This is a genomic window from Flagellimonas sp. ABD4_174 (assembly GCF_056160185.1).
Map to the genome: position 1 here is coordinate 12,445 of NZ_JBSWWP010000004.1, position 24,647 is coordinate 37,091.

Sequence of the window (24,647 nt, forward strand, 5' to 3'; positions counted from 1 at the left end):
ATGTAACAAATCATACAAAATTGCGTTCTAATACTCTATCAATCAAATCAGAACACTATAATGCTTCAACGTTTTTTTATTTTCTGCTCGGGAGCCGACACCAACATTCTTGAAACCTGCTCCAATGGCGAGCGCAACAAATATGCTGGCATTGGTGCCACCGTATTCTTTACGGCCGTAATGGCTTTTATAGCTTCGGGCTATGCACTTTTCACCGTATTCGACAATATTTACACCTCCATTTTCTTTGGATTGATTTGGGGTTTGCTCATTTTCAATTTGGACCGATATATTGTTTCCACAATTAAAAAGCGAGATAATTTTAAAGGGGAGTTGCTCCAAGCGGCCCCACGGATTGTACTCGCTTTGATCATTGCCGTAGTGATTTCCAAGCCTTTGGAAATGAAGATTTTTGAAAAGGAAATCAACCAAGTGTTATTGGAAGAGAAAAATGCCCTTACCTTGAACAACAAGGAACAATTGGCCTTGCAATTCACTCCAAAAATTGAAAGCCTGAACCAAGACATTGCCCGCCTAAAAGGAGAGGTTGCCACCAAGGAAGCGGAGACAAATGCGCTTTACGATACTTACATTTCCGAAGCAGAAGGTACTGCTGGAACTGGTTTGTTGGGCAAAGGCCCCGTTTATGAAGAGAAACGTGAGAAGCATGATGCCGCTTTAGCGGAATTGAACAGTTTAAAAAAAACAAACGCTTCAAAAATTGAAAATATCGAGGCCCAAATAGCGGCATTGGAAACCGATTACACTACCGCTGTCACCAATTCGCAACCCATTATTGATGGTTTTGATGGTTTAATGGCACGAATCAATGCCTTGGGCAAATTGCCCTGGTTCCCATCCTTTTTTATCTTCTTATTGTTCTTGGCGATTGAAACGGCACCGATCATTGCCAAATTGTTGGCGCCCAAAGGGGAGTATGATTACAAATTTGAAGAACAAGAAAGTGTGGTCGCTACTTGGGTGACCCAAAAGGTGGAACAGCGCAAATTATTGTTGGCTACAGAAGGAGAGATCAACCAGCAGATCTATGCCGACATTAAAAATGAAGAAGAACTGTACCGCTACAAAAAAGAAAAGGCAGAAGAGTTGTTGCGTTTACAAGCGGACTCCTTTCACAATGTGCAGGTAAAGGGGCTCTAATCCACAATCCCCATATTTTTTAGCAGAAAAGAGGCGTTCATGTTTTGGCAAACGCCTTCTTTGAACTTGTAATCAAAAAACAACTCTCCGTTGATGATTTGGGCATCAAAATAACGGTTTTCCACTTCGGCGAGTTCGTCGGCAAGTGTACAAAGGCTCAAGTCGTGAGTGGCCACCATTCCCGTAGAACCATTTTTCACCAATCGCTCAACAAACTTTTTGGAGCCCTCCGCCTTGTCCACACTGTTGGTACCTTTTAAAATCTCATCCAAGATCACAAAGCAGTCCCCTGTGTCCAATTCTTCCACAATATATTTTAAGCGTTTGAGCTCAGCATAAAAATAGGAAGTCTCATCTGCCAAAGAATCGGAGGAACGCATACTCGTTAACAAACGGACCGGGGCATATTTAACATCTTTGCCCTTGACCGGCAATCCCATATTTGTCATAACGATTTGTAATCCAATAGCTCTTAAAAATGTGCTTTTACCGGCCATATTTGCACCTGTAACTATGCAAAAACGTCCTTTTCCAATTTCAATATCGTTTAGAACGTTCTTCCCTGGGTCAACCAACGGATGACCTACCGCTTTCGCTTTGAGCACGGTGGGGCCATCGACCAAAATAGGATAGGTATGGTCGGGATGGTTAAATGCATAGGTCCCCAAGCTAATATAAGCATCGAACTGGGCTATTGCAGAAAACCAATCGGCCACCTCCGTGCCATACTTATCCATCCAGCGCTCCACTTGATTGGCATAATACAGACTGTACAGCCCCAAGCCCTGTCCAAAAATGGAAACAATTAGGTTGTACTGATGTTCCAACATGGTCATGCTCCGCGAAAAACGTTTCAAAACACTGGAGGTTCGCTCTCCTTCCACCGTTAATGTTGCCTGCAGTTCTTGCAACAGTCCCGATTTAAAACTTTGTCCTTCTATTTCCGCGATCAATCGTTGATGCTGCTGAATAGTATCCTGTGCTTGGGAAACGTTGACAGAAAATTCCAAAATGCCTTTGGCATACCTGCCCACAATGGCCATTCCCAAAAAATACCAGAAAAGCACCAAACTTTCGGGGACCCAACCCATAATGGCGGCACTGATAAAAAATAGGGAAGCCAATACAAATAAAGGCGCACCGAACCTCACCCATTTTGGGGTAATTGCTTTGTGGTTCCTCATCCAATCGGAAACAATGTCCGGGGATGTTTTAGGTCGGGTCTCCCCTGCCAAAGCCGAAAAGTGCTGTCGCCATTCGGGGAGTTGGGCCAATTCCTTTATTGCTTCTTGTTTTTTGATGATATCCTTAGGATATCCATCCAACAAAAGATCGGAAAAAAATTGACGCCCTTGTTGCAAGGTTGTTCGGTTTGCATATTGATAAAAAGACCCCCTTCCAAAAAGATCAAGATCTTGGGCGTAAGGATGGTCCGGTCGCATAAACTCCTTACCATCCGGTAAATGATGGAATCGACGCTGTAAAATTTCCAGTTCGTTGGTGTTGATGAGCACCAACCTGTCCAGATACTTTTTGTAACGTTTCACATTGCTGAACCGTGTTACCAAAAAAAGGAACAACACCACTAATATTGGAAGTAAAAATACTAGGGCCGATGAACCCCACAATACATAAATGGCCAACCAAAAAGCTACGAAAACGGAAAGACGAAGTGTTGCCAAAAGAGAGAGCGTTCTCTTTTTTTGTTTACGTTCAGCTTCGAACACATTTCTTTGAGCCGTATAAAATTCGTGTAGGTCCGTCATTAAAAAATCAATCTAAATCTCTAAGTTCCTGCTGAAGTTTTTTGGTTAAACCAGATACGACCAAATCATAGGAATGATCTACTAAATCCTTGATCAATTTCGGCGGTAATTGTTCCAAAAAAATAGTGTTCCAATGTTTCTTACTCATGTGATAGCCGGGAATAATTGCCCCATCGTATTCTTCTCTAAGAATTTCGGATTTTTCGGGATCACATTTTAAATTGCATTGGGTCGGGATACGTTCCAAAGGTGCCAAAGCGAACATTTTCCCCATAACCTTAAATACCAATGTACTTTCATCAAACGGGAATTCTTCTGTTACGCCCTTCTTGGATAAACAAACTTCCCTAAACTCCTCAATATTCATTTTAAATACCTTTGGAATCGTAAACAATCACCTTTTCCCAAAGGTCTTCACACTCTTCAATAAAAACAAGGTGTGGCGGTTCAGCCTGATAAGCGGCTTGATCTTCGGCGGACGCAAAGGTCAATATCAACGAATAGGTGAACGAATCATCCACCACATCCCGAACGGCTTTAGGGGGCTTACCAATGAACTTTGTTTTGGCGTATTGGGAATTGTTCAAAAATTTGGTCAGTGAAGCTTCAAAAGTAGCTCTATCCGCCTTACTGTCGGGGTTTTTGAACCAAAAATAAACGACATGTGTAAAAGTAGGGTCAAATGTAGTCTTGGTCTTGTTCTGGGCAAAGCTCATTGCAGAAATTGTACCCATCAAAAGGAGAGCTATACATTTAGTTTTCATCTTAACTTTCTATTTTTTGTTTTTCCTGTTCGGATATTTCCAATGCGGAGTAATCGAGTTTCCAGCCAATGGTCTCCACAATTTTTTCCACTACCAATACAGCCTGCAAAGCTTCGTTCTTTGCTGTCTGCATTAAACCGCTTTCTGGGATTCTCTGTTTGATATGTTCCTTGGCCTCTTGATTTAGATTGGTTAAATCCGTGGGGGAAAAACTATTGAAGATTCCGTTTTTTATATCATAAAATTGTAGGTCGGGCTCAATGGACAGTACTTCTGGCTCCGGAAAATGGCTCAATACTATTGTTTTTTTATCATTTATGGCCTTTAGGCTCAATTTATTGAGGTCGTAACCTATATGTGCCTTGGCCTTAATAACAATTAACGCCTTTTTTTTGCTGCGGAACAGGCTCATAAAACTGTCCTTGGTGTTTTCGTAATGGTAGATTTCGGCAAAATCCCCTTCTACGGAAACCAGTTTACAGACGCTCCGGATCTTGTTCAAGATAACGGTGGATTGTTCCTCGGTAATCTCTTTGTTCCTCTTCTTACGGAACAGGGAAAAGACCCAATACATAAGTATGGCTCCCAAAATCAATCCTAAAATTATGTCGACGACGTCTCCCATTAATTTTTTCCTATTTCACCCAAATGGGTAAACTTGAATCCTTTTTCATATTTTAAACCATATCCCAATATTCTATCCAAAGCTGAATGTGAAAATATTATTATTCCACATAACTTTAAAATGGGCATATCTAAAAAACTTGCGCCGATTAAATAAAGTAAAATCCCAATCCCTTTATGATGAAATATGTTATAGATTGTCGCTCCCAATTTATTTCCGAACAGGTACCCTACCATTCCTATATCAGGAACAAGAATCAATATTAAAAACCACCACCATTGCAAATCAAGTTGCATAAAAATAAAGAAACCAAATAGTAACATCATGGCTTCTTCCAATTTAAGTACTGTTTTCATCTATTTTGTTTCAATTTTGTAAAGTACGGGCCTACTGGGACTGGCATCGTTTTCGAAAGGGGCCACTTGTAGATTTAAAAAGTAAGTTCCATCCTCCACTTTGTTAGGCACATAAATAAATTCGGTAATAGTGGCTTTTTGCCTTGGCTTTCCACTTTTGTTCCAAAAGGCCTTATGTGCCAAAAGCTCTCCCCCATCTCTTTCCTTATCCACCGATGGCAGGTCGATCAACAAATGTTCCACACCTTTTTTTACCAGATATTTGGCCGCGGCTTCGGTTAAATAAGGTGGATTGGTATCCGAATAGTGCCTGGACTTCTTATCTCCCAAATTTGGCAGGGTCCTGATCACAATGGCCTGTCTCTTTTTATTGCCCAAGGCATATTTAATCTGTTTTTCGGAAATCACAAAATCGTTGGCCTGTTGTTCCGGGGCCACCGTGATCACCTCGGCAAAAAAGAAAAACTTTTTAAGTTTTTTGTTCACGGAATTGAATTCTTCGGAAATATGGCCCAAACACTCGGTATGTGTAACGTGCGAGTGCGGATTGAACCAGACATCGTTAAAATTTACCGGCGCTCCTTCGGATACCTTGCCCACAAAACCATCTTGTTCGTGCGGCTCTATTTTTGGCGCCCCCAGGTACCACGCATTTACATTTTTGTCCCCGCCTTTAAGGGGTATGGAAATATCGAGAGGCTGGGCAAGGTCTATTTTATAGTTTCTTGAGTTGTGCTTTATCGAGGCTATCATCTATGCGTAACTTGTTTGGAGTAATTAAGTCAATTCATTTGATAAATGCAATTAATACGATTTTTTTACTTAAAAATCGACCACTAAACTAAAATTCTGAGTGTTTCGTTGTTGAGCTTTTGTCAACCAACAAAAACTCTCAGGTCGAATAGAATTCAAAAAAATCCGAAATGAAGTATTATAAATTATGCCTGTAGGCACATTTAACCAAAATGTGCCAAAAAGTATACAACTTTCGAAAATTCGTTTAAGGGGTTGTGTCAAATTACATCTCATCTTTGCTTATTCTTTAATTCACTTAAAAATAGATTAAAATGAGTCCAAATCAATTTGGTAAAAACGGGTGGACACCTCATAGAATTGGGAATTTGAAAGGTAAAATCTTCGTTGTAACCGGCACAACAAGCGGCACAGGTTTTGAGGCCACGAAAATACTGCTATCAAAAGGTGCCAAGGTGGTAATGCTCAATAGAAATCCAAAAAAAGCAATCGAGACGGTCAATGCTTTAAAAAAAGAAATCGGCGATCATATAAATGTTGTTCATATTACCATGGACCTATCTATACAAGCTTCTGTAAAAAAGGCTGCGAACGAAGTGCTCAATACAGTATCAAAAATTGATGCGCTTATTTGTAATGCGGCCATAGCCCAGGTGCCAAACCAAACTTTGACAGTCGATGGTTGGGAAAGCCAAATGGGAACCAATTATTTCGGAAATTGGACATTACAAGCCTTATTGTTCCCACTTATCGAAAAATCCAAAGGGCGCATTGTTACTGTAGGCAGTATGGGTTATGATATGGGAATTAAAACAATCAAATTTGATGACCTGAATTGGGATAATGATTATACCCCTAACCACGCATATAGTCAAAGTAAGTTGGCCCAAATAATGTCAATTTATGAATTACAGGATAGATTGATGGAAGCAGGAAAAACCGATGTTAAAGCATATGCTTGCCACCCGGGTGCATCGAGAACAAACCTGATCAAAACTAGCGGCAGTTTAATGATGCGATTCCTGTTCTACCTAATGACACCTTTAACACAATCGGCAAAAAAAGGCGCTTATCCGCAATTAATGTGCGCCACCGAAGAGGATTTGGACGAAAAGGGATTTTACGGACCAACAGGTAGAAATAATTGGACAGGGCCGGTTGGCGCTCACAAAATTGAGCCACACGCAAAGGATATAGCTGTTGCCAAAAGACTATGGGAACTTTCGGAAAAGGAAACAGGTGTGGTTTGGAATATTTAATTTTAACCATGCGTATAATTAAAAAAATAATGCTCGGACTACTTATTATCAGTATAACAATTGGAGTTGGAACACTTCTTTTTTTAAACACGGAACGATTTGGAAAACATCCATCGGCAGGGCGTTTGGTTAAAATTGAGCAATCGCCCAATTTTAAAAATGGCAGCTTTCAAAACCTAAATCATACGCCCATGCTAACCGAAGGTGTTGGATACGGCAAAGTAATGTATGAGTTCTTTTTTTCATCAAAACCGAAAGAACCTAAAATAAAAATTCCATCGGTAAAAACTGATCTAAAGACCATGGACATAACTGAGAATGTGCTGATTTGGATGGGACATTCGTCCTATTTTATTCAATTGGATGGCAAAAGGATTTTGGTTGACCCTGTACTGAGCGGCAATGCATCTCCTTTATCTTTCACCACCAAGGCTTATAAGGGAACAGATATATATACCACCGATGACCTGCCAGAAATAGATTTTTTATTTCTGTCCCACGACCATTGGGACCATATGGATTACAAAACTCTTAAAAAATTGAAACCAAAGATCAATAAGGTAATCACCGGTCTTGGCAATGGTGCCCATTTAGAACATTGGGGGTTTGATCCACATAACATTCTGGAAGGTGATTGGTACGATGCCTTTTCTTTTAAAAATGGGTTTGAAATTTCGATAACTCCCGCCCGACACTTTTCCGGAAGAGGTTTTACACGCGCAAAGACCCTCTGGGCCTCATTTGTATTAAAATCACCTACAACCACAATATATATTGGTGGAGATAGCGGATACGACACACATTTTAAAGATATTGGAGACAAATATGGCCCGTTCGACCTTGCCATTCTTGAAAATGGACAGTATGATAAAAACTGGAAATACATCCATATGCTGCCCGGAGAGCAATTGAAGGCGGCCAATGATCTAGGTGCCGAGCTTGTATTACCTGTACACTCCGGAAAATTTACATTGGCAAATCATGATTGGGACGAACCCTTTAACAAAATAACCGATCAAGCAAATTCATCCAAGATCAAGGTGATAACTCCCATAATCGGCGAAAAAGTTTCTTTTAAGGATAACCTACCACGATTTAAACCTTGGTGGAATCCAACTGCAACTCAAAAATAGGATACATGAAACATTTTAAAACACTGTCTTCTTATTTGGAATATATGGGGCTACCAGGTCCCGAGCACCCTATGTTAAGTGTTTTCACGGCCAAAGGTGATAATTTTCTCCCTTGCCCAAGGGAAAGTTCACCTCCTATTTCGGTCGATTGCTATTCCATCAGTTTTAAAAAAATTACACAAGGGAATATAAATTATGGTCGTACCAAATATGATTTTACCAATGGCGCTTTGATTTTTATAGCGCCAAGGCAAGTAGTACAATGGGATAGCAGCATTATTTTTGAGCAAAAGGGATTTTCGATAACTTTTCACGAAGATTTTCTGAAAGGCACAGGGTTGGCCCATCAAATAAAAAAATACGGTTTCTTTTCTTACTCTACCAATGAAGCATTACACCTTTCTCCAAAAGAAGAAAAACAAATAGAATCCATTATCGAGAACATTGACCTTGAGTACCAAAACAACCAAGATGCTTTTAGCAAAGAAATCATAATTTCACAATTGGACACCTTATTAAAATATGCCAATCGTTTCTATGAAAGACAATTTTTAAACAGAAAAGAAATATCCAACGACTTATTGGAGCAATTCAATCAGCATTTAACTGAATATTTTGAGTCTGGACAATTGCAAGAAAATGGCATCCCAAGTATAGAACAGATTGCCGATTACATGTCAGTGTCGCAACGTTATTTAAGCGACACCCTGAAAAAAGAAACTGGAAAAACCACAACAGAGCATTTACAATTATACTTGATAGGTGAGGCGAAGAACATTTTATTGCAACCAGATAAAAGCATTTCTGAAATCGCTTATGATCTAGGATTTGAGTACCCCCAATATTTTTCAAGACTGTTCAAAAAAATAGAAGGCATAAGCCCTTCCGAATACCAACAAAAATATAGCCTAAACTAATTTAAAAAGAAATGGAATTATTAAAACTAGCCACCGATTGGGCCAAATCCGAAGTTTTTTCAACTCGTTTTTTTATCTTCTTTGCCATCATATTTTTATTCGCCAGTGCTGGTTTTTGGCAGTGGGGAAAAACAGATTTAGCAAAGGCCTACATTATTCCGATGTTAGTTTCAGGCTTGTTGCTTATGACCATAGGACTTGGTTTATTCTACACCAATAAATCAAGAATTGTGCAATTTAAAAAAGACTTTAACAGTGATACCGCTGCCTTCTATCAGTCAGAAATTGAACGATCACAAAGCACTTTAAAAGAATACACGATTGTTTTTAAAGTAATTCCAACTTTAATTATAGTAGCTGCACTACTTTTTTTATTTATTAATACACCAACTTGGCGAGCAATTAGTATCTCAACAATTGCGATGCTAACAATTATTTTAATGGTTGACGGAACTGCTCACGCTCGAATTGAAACATATTACAATGCTTTAAAGTTGATCGATATACACCAGATTTCGAAAAAATAACTGAACTCAAAGTTCCCATCGGAAAAAATAGTTTTAATGGAAATGCAACCCTATTCTTTTAACCATTTATAGGAGAAGATCATCCTATCTGGGATATTGAAGATAATAATGGCGATCTAATTTGCTATGTTTAGCATACAGCTTTTTACTTAAAAAACGACTAACTTCACATACCTATGCTGAACACGTTTGGGTATCGGTGGATAAAATCGGCTACAATTTTTTAATGAAAACGCAACTAATCGCAGCCATTTCCAGGCACATTGAACTTAGTTCCGAAGAAGAGAACTTAATTAAGGGGTTTTGGAGTGAGAAAACCCTTGAAAAAGGCGATTATCTCTTGCATAACGGGCAAACATGCCGCACCGACAATTTTGTTGTTGACGGGGCGCTAAAGGCCTTTTATATAGATCCAGAAACAGGAAAGGAAGAAATTCTATATTTTGCTATTGAAAATTGGTGGGCAACGGATATCGATAGCTTTCAAAAACAACAACCTTCCATCTACAACATTCAAGCTATTGAAAAAACCATAGTGTTACAGATTCACCGGGGTCCTTTTCAAGAAATGTTGGTGCAACTCCCAAAACTTGAACGCTTTTTTAGAATCATCCTGGAAAATTACCTTGGGAGTTTACAAAGGAGAATCATACTGAACAAAGTTTTTGATGCAGAACAACGCTATTTGGATTTTTTGAAAAACTACCCTAAAATTTCTGACAAAGTCCCCAACTACCTCATAGCATCGTATTTGGGGATTTCCGCCGAGTTTTTAAGCCGAATTCGCAAAAAAATCGAAGCATCTTGAACTAGGTCAATTTTTTTCATTGTCCAGATTCGGAATTTTGTCCCACAAACAAAAATTTTGAATTATGAACAAGGTATTGATCATCAACGCAAGTGTAAGAAAGGAAAGGTCGCACAGCCGAAAACTAACAGAGCTTTTTAAGGATAACTGGAAAAAGAAAAATCCCAACGACCAATTTACTTATCGGGAAGTGGGCTTGGAGGAAATTCCGCCCATAAATGAAAAATGGATCGCCAGTGCATTTATAAGCCCCAAGGATAGGACAAACGAAAATCAGACGGGGGTTGAACTCAGTAATGCATTGATCAAAGAATTTAAGGAACATAATGTATATGTTTTGGGAACACCCATGTACAATTGGTCCATTCCGAGCGGACTAAAATCCTACATTGACCAAATCATGAGAATTAACGAGACCTGGAAATTCCGTTCGGGCAAGCCAGACGGGGATTATGTTGGGTTGCTAGAGAACAAAAAAATGTTCATCCTATCAAGTCGAGGGGATACGGGCTATGGAGAGAACGAGAAAAACGAGCATATGAATTTCCAAACAACCTACTTGAAATTTGTTTTCGGGATTATGGGAATAAAGGACATTTCCATAATTTCTTTGGACAATGAAGAGTTTGGTGGAGAAATATTCGAGAACTCCAAAAAAGAAATCTACCAAAAGATCCAGAATATTTGATAACAGTTGCCAATTCGGGTTCGAATAAGATTTTGAAGGGATTTTGTAAAGAAAAATCACTTGAACTGGAGCATTTGAGATTATCTTAAGAAAAACAAATCGCTTGCAATCCCATCTGCCAAAAACTTGTCTTTTTTGGAAAATCCACATATCAATTGGTAATTCGGTTTTATCAAGCCAAACAGTACATCCATCAATCCATGCAGGAATTTTAACCAGAAAATTCTAGCTTGACTTACCTTCGTTATTGATGGGTGTAAATCATTATAGCGAATCCATATACTTGAAGTTGGCAACAAATCGAGATAAACCCAAATAAAACCGAAAAGAGCAATAAATGAACTCAATTTTACACTTCTTAGGTCAAGAAATAGACCTTTTCTATATAGATACAGCCTATGCAAAAGACCTTGACAGATATAAGGGCATTCCTGTGTTTTATAATCAAGGGGGACAGCTTTATTTTGAATTTCCTTACGGGGAATCTCACGAAAGGCTTTTAGAACGCATGCTAACCATAGATTATGAAGTTTATGAACTAAGCTATCCTGTAGATGATGGAAAAATAGTTTTCTATGATTCCAATGGATACATTTTAAAAACATGGAAGTTTAAGGACGCACCTATCGTAAATTACAAAGTAACCTTTGACCCCAACGGAATGGGGTTAATGGTAAAAATGGTTATTTCCCCTGCCATACAGGACTATGGTTGTAAGGTTGTAAGAAACTGGCACGTGACACCTATTGAGGAGGAAACCTACCAATCGCCTGTTGTTGCGACCGAACAGGAAGAAAAAAAACCTTTTCGCATAAACATTAAAGCAAATAATCATGATATTAAAGAAGGGATTTTTGGCTTTGACACCATACCTGATAAAAACATTGTAGAATCTGATTACGAAAAACTAAAAAAAGAATACAAACCACTTTCGGAAAAGATACTTAGTGATGAATACATACCCAATTGGCTAAGTATACGAAAAGACCAAACAGTAGAATTAGAACTCGACTGGACAAAAAAAGGAAGAGCTGATGACTATAATACCATAAGTTTTGAGAAGCATTCTGACTTTACCTTTGAACCTGCTAACTTAAAAGAGGCTAAAAAAGTAAAGATAACTTGTAAAAATAATAATGAAACCTCTGCTCAACTTCTTATAAAAGCTGATAACGAACTAACCGTTGGGGCTTTAAACATTTTTTACCCAAAACCTAAAACCATTGACCTTGAATGGTGCTTTGTCGAAATTCAAGGAGATGAAAAGGATAATGATTTTTTAGAAAAGAAAATAGATAAACTAAAAATAGAAACTTATCTTAAGAAAGGATTAAACCCTGCCTTAATCGATGTTAATGTACCCAATAATGAAGCTACCATAGTTGATATTAGTGAACATTTAGAGAATTTTAAAAAATATGGATTTCTTAAAAAACATCTTGATGACAGAATAGGGAACTATATAGAACGAAGTAAAAAAGGAACAGTTCTTCAAAAAATAATTACAACACACAAAGAAGATAAAAATAAACTAACCGTCTATTTTATTAACCAAAAATGTATCAATGAAAAAGATATTACAGAAGATGGTCAATTTAATACTTCGGGTGGTATATCTCCAACAAATACAGGAACAGCCTTTTTAGTATTAGATCCTGCTGGTCACATTAAATCAGAAAATATTATTCACGAAATAATGCACGCTTTAGGCTTAGAACACACTTTTGAGAGTACTCATAAATTTAAAGATACTAAAACTGATAATTATATGGACTATGATAATACTAAAAAACACACCTACAAATGGCAATGGGAAAAATTACACCAATATCCTAAACTGAAATAAGATGAAATATTTATATATTTTATTGTTGAGTATTTTTTTTACCGATTGTGCTTCTGTATCTAAAGAGTATGTAACAAATGATAACATCTGCCATTATAACGACCCTATTTTTAAAATTACTAAAGAAGAATTAACTCTTAACCAAAATATTTTAAATCAATTAAAAAACAGAGAAGGAGATTTGGTTATAACTGATAATGAAAACTTTAAAAGTAAATTTTACAATTTAAATAGTGAACAAATAACTAACAAACAAACAGACAAAAATTTAGGTCTTGGTAAATGGATTAGGTATAGAAAAAATGGTACAATTCGTTGGGTTTTTTATTTATATCTTAATGGAGATTCAAAAGTTTTCAAAGAAACCCATTACAACGAACAAGGAAAAGTAACCAAAGTTATAGACTACGAAAAAGGCTATAACATTTGCTGGGCGGAAGCTATCGAAATTGTAAAAAAAATAGCTAAAAAAGATATTGAAAAATATCAAATTACAGGATTTAATTTATCCCACAATAATTTAAATGAGTTTCCTAACGCTAAACCCGAATGGCAAATAACCTTAGATGGAAATGAAGAATACGAAAGAAAGCCTATTAAAGTATATAGAATAGACGGTGTAACAGGTAAGTTTTTAAGAACAACAAAAATAATTATAACTCACGATTAAAATAAACCTAATGTTAGAAAACCTGTCCTAAAGATCGGGGTATCTACACAAAGAGGTGAAAAATTAAACTATCAATTTGTCAACGGAAGAAAAGATACATTATTCTTATATCGAAAAAATATAACGTTACCTAACAACGGTAACCATTGCACAACCCTTTGAACAGCGAAAAAAATGACCTTTTTTAAGCCCTTTTTAGGGACTTTTTGTTTTTAGGCTAGGCTTTGCAATTTGATTTTTGGGTGGTCCAGACTACTCCACAAAAAACAAATCGCTTGCAATCCCATCTGCCAAAAACTTGCCTTTTTTGGTCGTAAGCAGTTTTTGCCCCTTCAGAATCAACAATCCCTGATCAAGAAATTTTGCAGCTTGTTGATCAAGGTATTGCACATAGCGCTCTCCAAAATCTGTAGCTACCTGCTCCAAATCTACACCCCAAATGGTGCGCAGGCCGGTCATTACAAATTCGTTGTACCTATCGGGAGTGGATAGGGTCTCAATTTCCAATGGCAGGACACCTTCTGCTATTTTTTTAAGGTAGATGGTGTTGTTGCGGATATTCCAACTTCGATGTTTGCCATTAAAAGAATGTGCCGATGGTCCTACACCCAAATACGATTTGCCCAACCAGTATGCCGTGTTGTTCTTGGAGAAATAATCAGGTTTCCCAAAATTGGAAATTTCGTAGTTCACAAACCCACGGGCTTCCAAGATATCCACCAAAATATAAAATTGTTCTTGTGCCTGCTCGTCGTCCACTTCGGGAACCACGCCTTTTTCAATAAATTTTTGGAGCGCCGTTCTAGGCTCTACCGTTAGTGCATAACTGGAAATATGGGGCAATCCAAAATCCAAGGCCTTTTGGATATTGGTTTTCCACCTTTTATTGTCCATACCAGGAATGCCGTAAATAAGGTCGATAGTGATGTTATCGAAATACTGGGTGGCCTCTTTAATGCATTTTTCTGCTTCAGAAGCATTGTGGGCACGGTTCATCAGCTTTAAATCTTCATCAAAAAAAGATTGGATACCGATGCTAAGGCGGTTTACTGGACTTTTGGATAATTCGATGATTCGATTGTTGGATAAATCATCTGGGTTGGCTTCCAATGTAATTTCGGGCCGATCAATTACTTTGTAATTGTCGTAAACGGTTTTTATCAGGAACTCAATTTCGTCATTGGAAAGCACCGATGGGGTTCCTCCTCCAAAATAGATGGTTTCGATGGCTCCCCGCATCTCGAGTCTTCGCAGTTGTAATTCTTGGGCAATAGCTTTTACCATGGCCTCCCTTTTTCCCAATTGTGTGGAAAAATGGAAATCACAATAATGGCAAGCTTGTTTGCAAAATGGAATGTGGATATAAATTCCGGACATCAATTGTCAATTAACAGTAAACAATGTGCTTTTAGCTTTTAGCTTTTAGCTTTTAGCTTTTAGCTTTTAGCTTTTAGCGATGTTCTTAAATTATTTCTTAATTCTAGATTCATTCTGCTTCACAAAAGCCTCCCATCCCGTGTAACTTTTTCCAACTTCTACCCTGCCCTCGTTGTAGAAATGGCAAACTGCCGCCGCCAGACCATCTGTACTATCCAAATTTTTTGGGAGTGACTTTAACTTTAGGACACTTTGAAGCATTCGTGCCACTTGTTCCTTACTGGCGTTACCGTTTCCGGTTATGGCCATTTTAATCTTCTTGGGCATGTATTCGGTAATCGGCACCTGTCTCGAAAGACCTGCTGCCATGGCAACGCCCTGCGCACGGCCCAATTTGAGCATGGACTGTACATTTTTTCCATAAAAAGGGGCTTCGATGGCAATCTCGTCCGGATGGTAGGTATCGATAAGCTCCAAGGTACGCTCAAAAATCAGCTTGAGCTTAGTATAGGGGTCATCATATTTTTTGAGCATCAACTCGTTCATTTGCACAAAGTGCATTTGCTTGTTGATCACCTTAATGATTCCAAAACCCATGATCGTGGTACCAGGGTCTATTCCCAATATTATCTTTTCTGATGCCAAATTAGTCGGTGTTAAGTACCAACGGCAGCCTAAATCGCAGGCTTACCGGATTTCCTCTTTTTAATGCAGGTGCAACGGTGGTCAAATCGTTCAAGCGTTCGGAAACTTTGTTGTTAAAGTCCGATATTTCATTCAGTACAGAGGTCTTTTCCTCTACATTCAATACCGAGATAAAACCATGTTCATCTATCAAAAAATCAACATAGACCGTATCGTTCATATCGTTCCAAACCTGAAATTGTAGTCCTGCCAGGGCTTCGGAAAAATACTCGGTAATCAGGTTTTGAAAACACTCTTGCTGGGCTTCTTTGGAAGCGGTTTCATCACAATCCTCAAAATGTGGATATTGATCCACATCGTTCCAATCTATGGACAAAAGTTCCTCATTGACCAGTTTTTGGGTCTTGTCCTCTTTGGATTCGAACAACTCACAGGATACGAACAGACCCATTAAAATGATTAACAAAACAAACTTCTGCATGACAGCCCCTAAATTTGGCTGAAATTACGACATTTTGAAGAAATCAGTTCCCCGCAAAATGGATTTCCTCCTTTAATTCGCTGACACGTTTTTTTACCCTTTCCTTAATGTACGGAACCAAATCGGGGTACTTATCGAGCAAGTTTTCGTAATAGGATAAACGTGTTTTTGGATCTTTGTAATATTCATCGGCCAAGGTGCAAACCTGATAATAGTTCAAATAGTTGTCCTTGTTTTCTTCCCATGCTTTTACATAGTAATCCATGGCTTTTTTGGTATTTCCCTTTAGTCTGGCGATACGGCCAAGGCTGGCATATTCTTGCGGGAATAGGGCCATTCGCGCTTCGATTGATTTTTGGATATAAAACTGCGCACTGTCCAATTGCTCTTCCTCAAAATACACATCGCCCAGGCCTGAATATGCTGCAGCTATTTTATCCGGAAAATGGCTCAATCTGTGATACGTTTCCAATGCTTTTTGGGGCTGCCAGTTCCTAAAATAGCAAAATGCAAGTTTTTCGAATACAAAAGGTTTTTCCTCGCCCAATTCCAATAATTTTTCAAAGTGGGGAATGGCCAACTGAAACTGACCGTTGTTATAAAAAGCCAAGGCCTTTAAATTGATCATAGCAACGTCATTTTCGTAAAACCTAAGTCCTTTATCAATAAATACCAAGGCGGAATCCTTGATTTCCTGACCCACATAATATTTTCCCAAGGCGTACAAACTCCGCAGATGGGTACTGTCCATTTCCACTGCCGTTTTAAAAGCTTTGTTCGCCTTGTCGGTTTTATTTACCGATTCGTAGGTCCGGCCCAAATAATAGAAATACTCTGGGTTCTGATTTTTGGACGATAACAGGGCATGGAAGGTTTCCAAGGCAGATCCAAACTTTTTGGTTTTCAACAGAAGTTTGCCGAGTTCAAAACGGGCAATCTCAAAATCAGGTTTTTTGTCCAAGGTTGCGGTGTACTGGACAATGGCCTTTTCATAATTTCCTATGGCATTGTACGCCCGTGCAATCTGAAGATTCGAATTTGGAGAATCCACCTTTGCATATTGGTTAATGGCTGCTGTGTAGTTGCCCAAGACATACAAACTATCGGCAACGGCCAAAGCCGATGTTTGTGCACTGGCTTTGAACAAGAACAAAATCAAAAATGGAATGTAAAAATCCTTTACGTGAACTGTCAATGGTAATAATTTTAGTTCCTATGAAATCAATTCATGGGGATTCTAATCAATTTGTTGGGAAGGCCGATATATTGAAACCTCAACACATCACCGTCTTCTACTTCTATTGAAAATACACCATTAAAATTTGATAGAACACCAGATTCTTTCCCATCTATTGAAATAGTGACCCCTGACAATCCTAGAGATTCCTTATCTGTCACTGTTCCTTCATAAAACACTTTTCCTTGCCTATTTATTTTACTGGCATTTACCAACATATAGTCTTTGGTGTTATTGGCCGAACTGTTACCTGATTGGGTTGGCAATCTAAAAGTAATAGGAATGGCAAATGGTACTTTTACGGTTTCGCCCTTATGTTTTCCCGGTTGCATTTTGGGCAAACGTTTAATGATTCTTTCCGCTTCATTCTCCAAGATTACATCTGGTCCTCGTTTTTTTATGGTTGAAATTTCTCCATTGGCGTCTATGGTAAACACTACGGACACTCTACCTTGAACACCTTTTTCCTTAGCTTCTTCGGGATAATTAAAATGCTTTTTAATGTGTTCTACAATCTTTTCATTAAAACACTTCCTTTTATCTACTGCGTCCTCACAACCAGGAAAGACCGGGACCTCATCTATCGTGGCAAAAGGAACAGAAATTTTAGTTTCTTGGTCATAGTTTTCTTGTTTTACGGCATCCAACTTAAAAACTATTGGTATGGAAAAAGGTACTTTTACGGCTTCTCCCTTGTGTTTTCCGGGCTGCATTTGTGGCAATTTTGATAGAATCCGTTGGGTTTCCTCCTCTAAAATTTCATGCGGTCCTCTCATGTTAATATCAACAATGTTTCCACCTGCATCGATCGTAAATATGGAAGAGACCCTACCCTGAATACCTTTTTCTTGGGCCGCTTCTGGGTAATGGAAGTTTTTACGGATATGCGTTTGTATCTTTTCCTGGAAACAAGCCCTTTTATCCTCGGCATCCTCACAACCTGGAAAGACCGGGACCTCATCGATCAAACTAAAGGGTACTGAAATAGCACCATCCTTGTTTTTCATGTTGTCTCCGTCCAATTGATCTCTGACCATGCCATTTTCCCTATCCACTATTTCCAAATAGGAAACTAAACTCGATTCGTCAGTAGGGTCCATAGCTTTTTCCAACTGTATTTTGACCCTGCGATTTTCCTTATCGACTATTTCTAAAATGGACTCCTCATTCCTATTACGTATTTCCTTTAAAATTTGAGCTCGCATATCTTTCTCTTCATGCGTCAATGAGGCTATGTCACCCACTTTTAAAGTAATTACATGATTTTTATCATCGTGATTGACACCATTCTCAAGTGAAGTTACCTCGTCGGTATCATTGGCTTTTAATTCACTCTCACAAGAAGTATATATCAACATTCCCAACACCAAAGGCATCAACAACACATACTTTAATTGCCATACGGCCTTGGATTTCTTTTTTTGTAACATGACTATTCGTTTTTTGATTAATGATTTTGTGAAAAATTGATTGACAAAGCTGATGTTCTGTGTATGGAAAGCTTCGGACAGCAGCATCTCAAAATGTGCCTGCTTATTTTGCTTTACCGCTTTTTCGTCGGCAATGAACTCATGCAATTCAGCTATTCTATTTTGATAGATATACACCAATGGATTGAACCAGAAGACAATTCGGGCCAATTCAAAAAAGAGCAGGTCCAAGGTGTGTTTTTGTTTTACGTGTACCATTTCGTGAGCTAAAATGTTGGCCTCTTTGTCCTTTTTAATTTGGGCTCCCATAAAAATGCTTCGGAAAAATGAAAAAGCAGAAGTGCTTTGTGGCATAATCACCTTGGTGTAGTCCGGATAATGTTCCACCTTACTTTTACTCTTAAGTCTTCCCAATTGTAAAAGCTTGAACACAAACCAAAGTGCAGCCAAAATGGCGCCAATTGCCATTACCAAATACGGCCAAGGTACACTTGCAAGAAAGTTGACCTCTGGACTATCTGGTCCTAAAACTACTCCATCCAATTGAGTCAAAAATACAGTTGTGGGCTCCAATTCTTGAGGCATGGTTGTCTTTAAAGCCTCTATTTTTATCCAAGGCAACAGAATGGAAAGTACAAAGGTTGCCAATAGGTAAGCCCTATTCCATTGAAAAAAGGTTTCTTTCTTTAAAAAAAGATCATAGGTCAACAAAAAGAGCAGTTGAAAGGCCAAAGATTCCAGAATGTACGTTATCATTTCTTCTCTTCTTTTATGTTCTTCATGATCTCTTCGAGTTCCTTTAGGCCGATGTCGTTCTTCTTCATAAAAAAGGATACCATACTGCTGAACGACCCTTGAAAATACCCATCCATCAATTTAGTAAGACGCTGATTGCTGTACTCTTCTTTTTTCATCAAAGGAAAATACACATGGCCCTTCCCGACTTTTTCGTGGGAAACAAAGCCTTTGTCCTCCAAAATTCGAACAATGGTAGAAACGGTATTATAAGCTGGCTTGGGCTCCGGAAGTTCTTCCAGAATTGCAGCCACATTGCCCCTTTTAATTTTCCAAAGGAGCTGCATTACTTCTTCTTCTGCCTTGGTGAGTTGTTTCATTTTTTAACTAAGTTTTTAGTTCAATACAAAACAAATATAACTAAATATTTAGTTTAAACTAATTTTTTAGTTGAAAAATTCGATTAAAAATCCGCCAGCGCTGCCTACTGGCGGATAACTGTTTAAAAGGTTACAGTAACTTTTCCTCGCAAGTAGAAAGGTGTGCCCGGAGTAAAATGAATCTCTTCAAAAGAGTTCGGTTCGTTGAACAAACGGCTTTCCGTGGCAAATTGGGTCTCGTTCCATTCCGTATCAAAAAGGTTTTCCACAATCAATCCAAAGGTCCAATTGTTCACTCTATAATTGAGTGTGGCATCGGTTACAAAATAACCTTCCGCTACGATAGAATTGTCCTCGTTTGCGGGTCTATCATCAATATACCTATAGTTAAGCCCTCCTGAAAAGCCTTGATCACCTCCCAAGGTAAGACCTCCCGCCATGGTAAGATCGGGTGCCAAGGGTATGTAATCTTCACCAGCGGCCTCTTCGGTGCTCCTAGCATGGGTATAGTTGGCATCTGTATAAAGGTACAGCCAATCCAATGGTTGGTATCTTGCTCCTACCTCCAGTCCCATTCTTCTGGTCTTTCCACTGGGTTCTACAATGGCCGCATCCCCAACGTACACAAACTCTTGATCTAGGAACAAGGTCCAAAGTGTAGCGTTTAAGACTAACTTATCCACTGGTCTGATTATGGTTCCTAAATCCACCCCATAGGCCGCCGGTAGAATCTCTTCCCCTTCGTTGGCTACGACCACCCGGGTATCATTGGAGTGAAATCCAATTCCTGTCTTCAAGAATAGTTGCGTGTTTTCCGACGGACTGTAAATGGTATTGAATTTAGGACTGAATGCAACCTTTTCCTCACTACGGCTATCGTACAGCTCGCTCATTTTGTTGATGTAATCGAACCGGAAGTAATCCAATCGCAGCACTGGTTCAAACGTAAATTTACCCGATTTAAACTCGGCACCGGCAAAGGCGTAACCATTCACCTCATCCACATCGCCATAGGCCAATCGCTCCAACAGTTCCTGGCGGTTCAGGGTACGGGACAATTGATTATCGTCAACATTATCGTACCTAAAACCGATTCCTGCATTGTACTTAAATCCCAGCCCTCCCAAATTGGCCGAATTGTTCTGGAAAACTGTCTTCGCTCCTGCCATCATTCGGTCCTCAAACTGTTTGATTTGATCTCCGTTTACAGGATCTTCCAAGAAAAAGGTAAAGTTGGAATACAGTTCAAAATCATAATGCGAAACATAGGCCATGGTGTTTATGGATTTACCGATTCCCAAGTTTTTATTGTGATTGAGCACAAAGTTGGTCCTGCTGGTTTTTCCGCCTTCGGTATCATCAATAGCCCCAAAACGACCTATCAAGCCTTGGTCCACGGCTCGTTGGGGTATTTGACCCGATGCATCCCATTTGCTGGAAAAGTGAGAAGCTGTCAATAACAGTTCTTGATCACCGGGCAATGCATAGCGGTATCTTCCTAAAATATTTATTCGGTTAAAATTCTGAGGTGATTCAAAAGGCCCATCGGTTAAGTACAGTTCGGATGCCAAATAGGCATTGCTGTTCTGATTATCCATTACATTGAACATTCCCATAAACCTACGGGCACCAAATTGGCCTATTTCGGTGGAGAGCACATTTTTTTCCAAACTTTTTCTCAACCTTAGGTCAACATAACCTGCTGTATTAAAGTTGCCTTGGTCCGCATAATAGGGCCCTTTTCCAAAATTGATGTTCTCTATGGTTTCCGGAATCACAAAATGAAGGTCCGCATATCCCTGTCCATGGGCATGAGACACCATGTTCACCGGCATTCCGTCCACGTTGATGGCCACATCGGTTCCGTGGTCCACATCAAAACCTCTCAAAAATATTTGCTCTGCCTTTCCTCCTCCGGCATGTTGCCCTATAATGAGTCCAGGGACTTTTCTCAATATTTCTTGTGAAGATTTTACAGGATCCGCCTGAACATCCACATCTACCAATCTGCTAAGTGCATCAACTTCCGATACCAAGACTACTTGATCCAAGGAAATTGAACTTTCGTCCAACACAATGGTCAAAGAACTGCCAAGATCAGATTGTTTCACAACCAAAGTTTTGGTGGCATATCCCAGTCTTGAAAAGTAAATGGTATCATTCACCGAAGTCCTGTCCAGAACAAAATGTCCTGTTCCATCGGTATGGCTATGTTGACCACTGGTCTTGTTAAAAATACCAGCATCCTCTATCGGGGAACCTGCCTCATCCACCAGTTTTCCCTTTACGTTTTGTGCAGCAATAGTGCCCATAAAAAGCATGGACAATACCGCCATAAAATATTTCATGTCGTTATCTTTTAATTTGATTTGTGTAAAATTATCTCTCTAATTCATCAAAAAACTGAAGAAAGGTCATGCTGAACTCGTTTCAGCATCTCACAACCAATGTTCTGTTGAATGCTGTGACCCTGAAACAAGTTCAGGGTGACGAATTCAGAACTATTCCGATAAATTATTTCAGCTATACTGGGGAGGGGGCGTGGTTATGCCCTGACTCCAAAGAGAAGTTAAGTCTATGTATGCCCAATGCCCCCTGTTTACGGTCCAAGAATGCAATTTCAACGTTCTTTGAGCGTCCTCAAAAAAATGTTTGTCCAATTTAAGGCTAAAATCACCTTTAGATTCTTGCTTATCGGGTTGATTGGCCTCCAACAACTCCTTTAAGGCTTCCAATGCCTCATGCGAGTGACCGGCCATGGCATTCAATGAAGAATAATCGATAGTTTCGTGATCGGACGCAAAACCATGATAATGTGTTTCAGGGGCCCAAATGTGAGCAGCCTCATGCAAGGTCTCCAATACCAGACTGTTAAAAAGTCCGATCAAATAAAATACACACATACCTGCGCACCCTATTCGGATGAACCTTGGTTTTGTATGTACGCTATGCAGTTTCACAAACGCTTGATAATCGGTTTCAAATTTACCTACGAAAAAATTAAGAGTAGGGTTTATTTTGATTTTGTTTGTAACAATTGTCGGCTACATTTGTCTAACAGTAAAACACGACCATGGACATTGCATTGCTCATTTTAGGGTTTCTTTTAATGTTTATTGGCATATTGGGCAGCTTTTTACCGGTATTGCCAGGACCTCCCATTAGTTGGGTGGGGCTGCTACTACTTTATTTGACCAAAGCCGTACCGGATAATTGGTGGGTGCTCGGAATTACATTTGTCCTCGCCATTACCATTACAATTTTGGATTATGTGATTCCTGCTATGGGCACTAAAAAGTTCGGGGGCAGTAAAGCCGGAATGTGGGGTACCATTGTTGGATTGCTCGTCGCCATTTTTGTTCCTGTTTTTGGTCCCTTCGGAATTATTATTTGGCCGTTTGTAGGTGCATTAGTTGGTGAACTGCTGAACAAAGCCAATAAAAAAACCGCCATGAAGGCGGCTTTCGGTTCATTTTTAGGCTTTTTAACGGGCACTTTTATGAAGTTCGTCCTAACAGTGGCTTATGCCATTTTTTACGTGTACATCACCATCAAATATGCGGGCGACCTGTTTACTTTTAGTTAGTCCAACCATTCTACTTTATCAGCAATTGGAGTTCTAGCTGACGGAATCACTTCTCCATCAAAATAACCCATGTAGAAAAAGCCCAGGCATCTTTCACCTTCATTCAAGTTGAAGAACTCATCCATATATTTAATGAGACCTGGGGAAGACCAATATGCCCCAATACCTAATTCGGTGCAGCACAACCACATATTTTGAACCGCCATAGCCACCGCCGCAACCTCTTCCCATTCCGGAAGGCTTTCATTCGGGTCCCGCTGCATGCAAATGGCGATTACCGCTCCCGAATTGGATGGGTTGAACTGTAATTTTTTAATTTTTATCTGTTTCGGATTAGGATCCGTTTCCTCATACTTATTGGCAAGAAAAACACCCAACTCCTGTTTCTTGTCCCCAGTCAAAACTTTAAAACGCCATGGCTCGGTTTTTTTGTGGGTAGGTGCCCAATTGGCGGCTTCCAGAATTTTTTCCAAGACATCTTTGGCAATGGGCCTATCAATATATTGAGGAGGAAAAATACTTCTTCTCTTTTCGATCAAATCAAAAATCATAACTATTCATTAAGTTGAATTCCAAAGTTACACTCCAAATTGTTCCCATCATAATTTCATGAGCAAGTCCATACATTTTTGAAGCGCAGGATTTCGATTATCCGTTTTCCAGACCATGCTCAAAACAGCACGCTGTTTTATTTTCTTCATTTCAATAAACTTTACTTTCATCTGAAACCCATGTTGAAGCGTTGTCGGAACAATGGCAATACCCAACTTATTCTCTACCAATTTAAAAATGGTCTGCGCATGAACGGATTTATGTGACACATTCGGGACAAATCCGCTATCCTCGCAAATACTGAGCACCGTATCGTAGTACATAGGGCTATAATCTTGGGAAAATAGGATAAAAGCCTCTTCAGCCACTTGATTGATATTCTTAAAATTAGTTTCATCCAAAGGATGGTCCTCTGGCAGTACCAAAGAAAAGGTATCTTCAAAAACAGGTTTCACATCCAATCCTTTCGGTACTCGTGACAATCGGACAAAACCCAAATCCAATCGGTCGGCCAGTATCGCATTGATCTGCGCGCGGTTGGAAAGTTCCTCCAACGTAGTATGCACCTTGGGATATCTTTCTTTTAGTCCCAACAACAAATTGGGCACCACATTTTGCATGGCCGAACCTAAAAACCCGATTCGAACCTCTCCCAATTGTCCATCGCCTATAAGTTTCACCTGTTTTTTGGTCTGGTCGAGATGATTCAAAATAAACTCTACCTCCTTTTTTAAAAACTCCCCCGCCGGCGTTAAACTCACTTTCTTTTTGTCCCTCACAAAAAGTTGCGTTCCAAGTATCTCTTCCATTTGTTTGATTTGCGTACTCAAACCCGGCTGGGAAATAAACAACTTTTCAGCTGCCTTTCTATAATGAAGTTCTTCGGCCACAGCCAAAAAATAGATAAAATGACGAAGTTCTAATTGATAATTCATACTTATTGATTATTAC

At 39.2% G+C, this 24,647-nt stretch carries 26 protein-coding genes; 10 read left to right on the forward strand and 16 right to left on the reverse strand.

The genetic code is table 11. The features are described 5' to 3' along the window. Positions 1-60 precede the first annotated feature (60 nt). The gene (locus tag ACXAFK_RS14835; RefSeq protein WP_474958278.1) at positions 61-1,161 is read left to right on the forward strand and encodes a DUF4407 domain-containing protein; all 1,101 of its coding nucleotides are present in this window, start codon (positions 61-63) and stop codon (positions 1,159-1,161) included. Here the strand turns inward: ACXAFK_RS14835 and ACXAFK_RS14840 are convergent. The 6 genes from ACXAFK_RS14840 to ACXAFK_RS14865 are packed head-to-tail and all read right to left on the reverse strand — an operon-like array spanning position 1,158 to position 5,425. Further along, the gene (locus ACXAFK_RS14840; protein ID WP_474958279.1) at positions 1,158-2,927 is read right to left on the reverse strand and encodes a MutS-related protein; all 1,770 of its coding nucleotides are present in this window, start codon (positions 2,925-2,927) and stop codon (positions 1,158-1,160) included. The genes ACXAFK_RS14835 and ACXAFK_RS14840 overlap by 4 nt on opposite strands. 7 nt (positions 2,928-2,934) lie before the next feature. After that, positions 2,935-3,294 (reverse strand): MmcQ/YjbR family DNA-binding protein, encoded by a 360-nt coding sequence (locus ACXAFK_RS14845; protein WP_224835569.1) that lies wholly within the window; start codon positions 3,292-3,294, stop codon positions 2,935-2,937. Between the two features lies 1 nt (position 3,295). Further along, positions 3,296-3,691, reverse strand: coding sequence for a Dabb family protein (locus ACXAFK_RS14850; protein ID WP_474958280.1), 396 nt, complete (start codon positions 3,689-3,691; stop codon positions 3,296-3,298). A 1-nt stretch (position 3,692) separates the two neighbouring features. Continuing rightward, positions 3,693-4,316 carry a DUF4230 domain-containing protein gene (locus ACXAFK_RS14855; RefSeq protein WP_224835571.1) on the reverse strand — a complete coding sequence of 208 codons (624 nt, stop codon included), beginning with the start codon at positions 4,314-4,316 and terminating at the stop codon, positions 3,693-3,695. Next, entirely contained in the window at positions 4,316-4,672 is a 357-nt protein-coding gene (locus ACXAFK_RS14860) for a DUF4260 domain-containing protein (protein WP_474958281.1), read from the reverse strand. Before ACXAFK_RS14860 ends, ACXAFK_RS14855 begins: the two co-directional genes overlap by 1 nt. Beyond that, positions 4,673-5,425, reverse strand: coding sequence for a cyclase family protein (locus tag ACXAFK_RS14865; RefSeq protein WP_474958282.1), 753 nt, complete (start codon positions 5,423-5,425; stop codon positions 4,673-4,675). 314 nt (positions 5,426-5,739) lie between these two features. On the opposite strand from ACXAFK_RS14865, the gene ACXAFK_RS14870 reads away from it, so the two are divergent. From ACXAFK_RS14870 to ACXAFK_RS14905, 8 genes are all read left to right on the forward strand, one after another. Continuing rightward, positions 5,740-6,684 carry an SDR family NAD(P)-dependent oxidoreductase gene (locus ACXAFK_RS14870; protein ID WP_474958283.1) on the forward strand — a complete coding sequence of 315 codons (945 nt, stop codon included), beginning with the start codon at positions 5,740-5,742 and terminating at the stop codon, positions 6,682-6,684. 29 nt (positions 6,685-6,713) lie between these two features. Next, positions 6,714-7,817, forward strand: coding sequence for an MBL fold metallo-hydrolase (locus ACXAFK_RS14875; RefSeq protein WP_474958284.1), 1,104 nt, complete (start codon positions 6,714-6,716; stop codon positions 7,815-7,817). A 5-nt stretch (positions 7,818-7,822) separates the two neighbouring features. Continuing rightward, complete coding sequence (locus tag ACXAFK_RS14880) at positions 7,823-8,734, forward strand: helix-turn-helix domain-containing protein (RefSeq protein WP_474958285.1); 912 nt, start codon at positions 7,823-7,825, stop codon at positions 8,732-8,734. Between the two features lie 11 nt (positions 8,735-8,745). Next, a complete protein-coding gene (locus ACXAFK_RS14885; protein ID WP_474958286.1) occupies positions 8,746-9,261 on the forward strand; it encodes a hypothetical protein in 516 nt (171 codons plus the stop codon). A gap of 226 nt (positions 9,262-9,487) precedes the next feature. Beyond that, positions 9,488-10,069 (forward strand): Crp/Fnr family transcriptional regulator, encoded by a 582-nt coding sequence (locus ACXAFK_RS14890; RefSeq protein WP_474958287.1) that lies wholly within the window; start codon positions 9,488-9,490, stop codon positions 10,067-10,069. A gap of 64 nt (positions 10,070-10,133) precedes the next feature. Beyond that, entirely contained in the window at positions 10,134-10,757 is a 624-nt protein-coding gene (locus ACXAFK_RS14895; RefSeq protein WP_474958288.1) for an FMN-dependent NADH-azoreductase, read from the forward strand. A 337-nt stretch (positions 10,758-11,094) separates the two neighbouring features. Continuing rightward, entirely contained in the window at positions 11,095-12,603 is a 1,509-nt protein-coding gene (gene tssD, locus ACXAFK_RS14900) for a type VI secretion system tube protein TssD (RefSeq protein WP_474958289.1), read from the forward strand. A 1-nt stretch (position 12,604) separates the two neighbouring features. Further along, entirely contained in the window at positions 12,605-13,273 is a 669-nt protein-coding gene (locus ACXAFK_RS14905) for a hypothetical protein (RefSeq protein WP_474958290.1), read from the forward strand. A gap of 252 nt (positions 13,274-13,525) precedes the next feature. Here the strand turns inward: ACXAFK_RS14905 and hemW are convergent, their stop codons facing one another. From hemW to ACXAFK_RS14945, 8 genes are all read right to left on the reverse strand, one after another. Then, a complete protein-coding gene (gene hemW / locus ACXAFK_RS14910) occupies positions 13,526-14,650 on the reverse strand; it encodes a radical SAM family heme chaperone HemW (protein ID WP_474958291.1) in 1,125 nt (374 codons plus the stop codon). A gap of 90 nt (positions 14,651-14,740) precedes the next feature. Then, positions 14,741-15,295, reverse strand: a complete 555-nt coding sequence (gene ruvC, locus ACXAFK_RS14915; RefSeq protein WP_293296979.1) for a crossover junction endodeoxyribonuclease RuvC — start codon at positions 15,293-15,295, stop codon at positions 14,741-14,743. 1 nt (position 15,296) lies between these two features. Beyond that, positions 15,297-15,776 carry a hypothetical protein gene (locus ACXAFK_RS14920; RefSeq protein WP_252078869.1) on the reverse strand — a complete coding sequence of 160 codons (480 nt, stop codon included), beginning with the start codon at positions 15,774-15,776 and terminating at the stop codon, positions 15,297-15,299. A 43-nt stretch (positions 15,777-15,819) separates the two neighbouring features. Beyond that, positions 15,820-16,971 carry a tetratricopeptide repeat protein gene (locus ACXAFK_RS14925; protein ID WP_474958292.1) on the reverse strand — a complete coding sequence of 384 codons (1,152 nt, stop codon included), beginning with the start codon at positions 16,969-16,971 and terminating at the stop codon, positions 15,820-15,822. A 26-nt stretch (positions 16,972-16,997) separates the two neighbouring features. Then, on the reverse strand, positions 16,998-19,199 hold the full coding sequence (locus ACXAFK_RS14930) for a TonB family protein (RefSeq protein ID WP_474958293.1): 2,202 nt from the start codon (positions 19,197-19,199) through the stop codon (positions 16,998-17,000). Continuing rightward, positions 19,196-19,558, reverse strand: a complete 363-nt coding sequence (locus tag ACXAFK_RS14935) for a BlaI/MecI/CopY family transcriptional regulator (protein WP_474958294.1) — start codon at positions 19,556-19,558, stop codon at positions 19,196-19,198. Before ACXAFK_RS14935 ends, ACXAFK_RS14930 begins: the two co-directional genes overlap by 4 nt. 122 nt (positions 19,559-19,680) lie before the next feature. Further along, positions 19,681-21,906, reverse strand: a complete 2,226-nt coding sequence (locus tag ACXAFK_RS14940) for a TonB-dependent receptor (protein ID WP_474958295.1) — start codon at positions 21,904-21,906, stop codon at positions 19,681-19,683. Between the two features lie 171 nt (positions 21,907-22,077). Beyond that, complete coding sequence (locus tag ACXAFK_RS14945; RefSeq protein ID WP_474958296.1) at positions 22,078-22,461, reverse strand: hypothetical protein; 384 nt, start codon at positions 22,459-22,461, stop codon at positions 22,078-22,080. A 170-nt stretch (positions 22,462-22,631) separates the two neighbouring features. On the opposite strand from ACXAFK_RS14945, the gene ACXAFK_RS14950 reads away from it, so the two are divergent. After that, on the forward strand, positions 22,632-23,144 hold the full coding sequence (locus tag ACXAFK_RS14950) for a DUF456 domain-containing protein (protein ID WP_474958297.1): 513 nt from the start codon (positions 22,632-22,634) through the stop codon (positions 23,142-23,144). Here the strand turns inward: ACXAFK_RS14950 and ACXAFK_RS14955 are convergent. Together ACXAFK_RS14955 and ACXAFK_RS14960 are read right to left on the reverse strand one after the other, a co-directional pair. After that, a complete protein-coding gene (locus tag ACXAFK_RS14955) occupies positions 23,141-23,695 on the reverse strand; it encodes a nitroreductase family protein (RefSeq protein WP_474958298.1) in 555 nt (184 codons plus the stop codon). The genes ACXAFK_RS14950 and ACXAFK_RS14955 overlap by 4 nt on opposite strands. Positions 23,696-23,743: 48 nt before the next feature. Continuing rightward, a complete protein-coding gene (locus ACXAFK_RS14960) occupies positions 23,744-24,631 on the reverse strand; it encodes a LysR family transcriptional regulator (protein WP_474958299.1) in 888 nt (295 codons plus the stop codon). Positions 24,632-24,647: the final 16 nt, after the last annotated feature.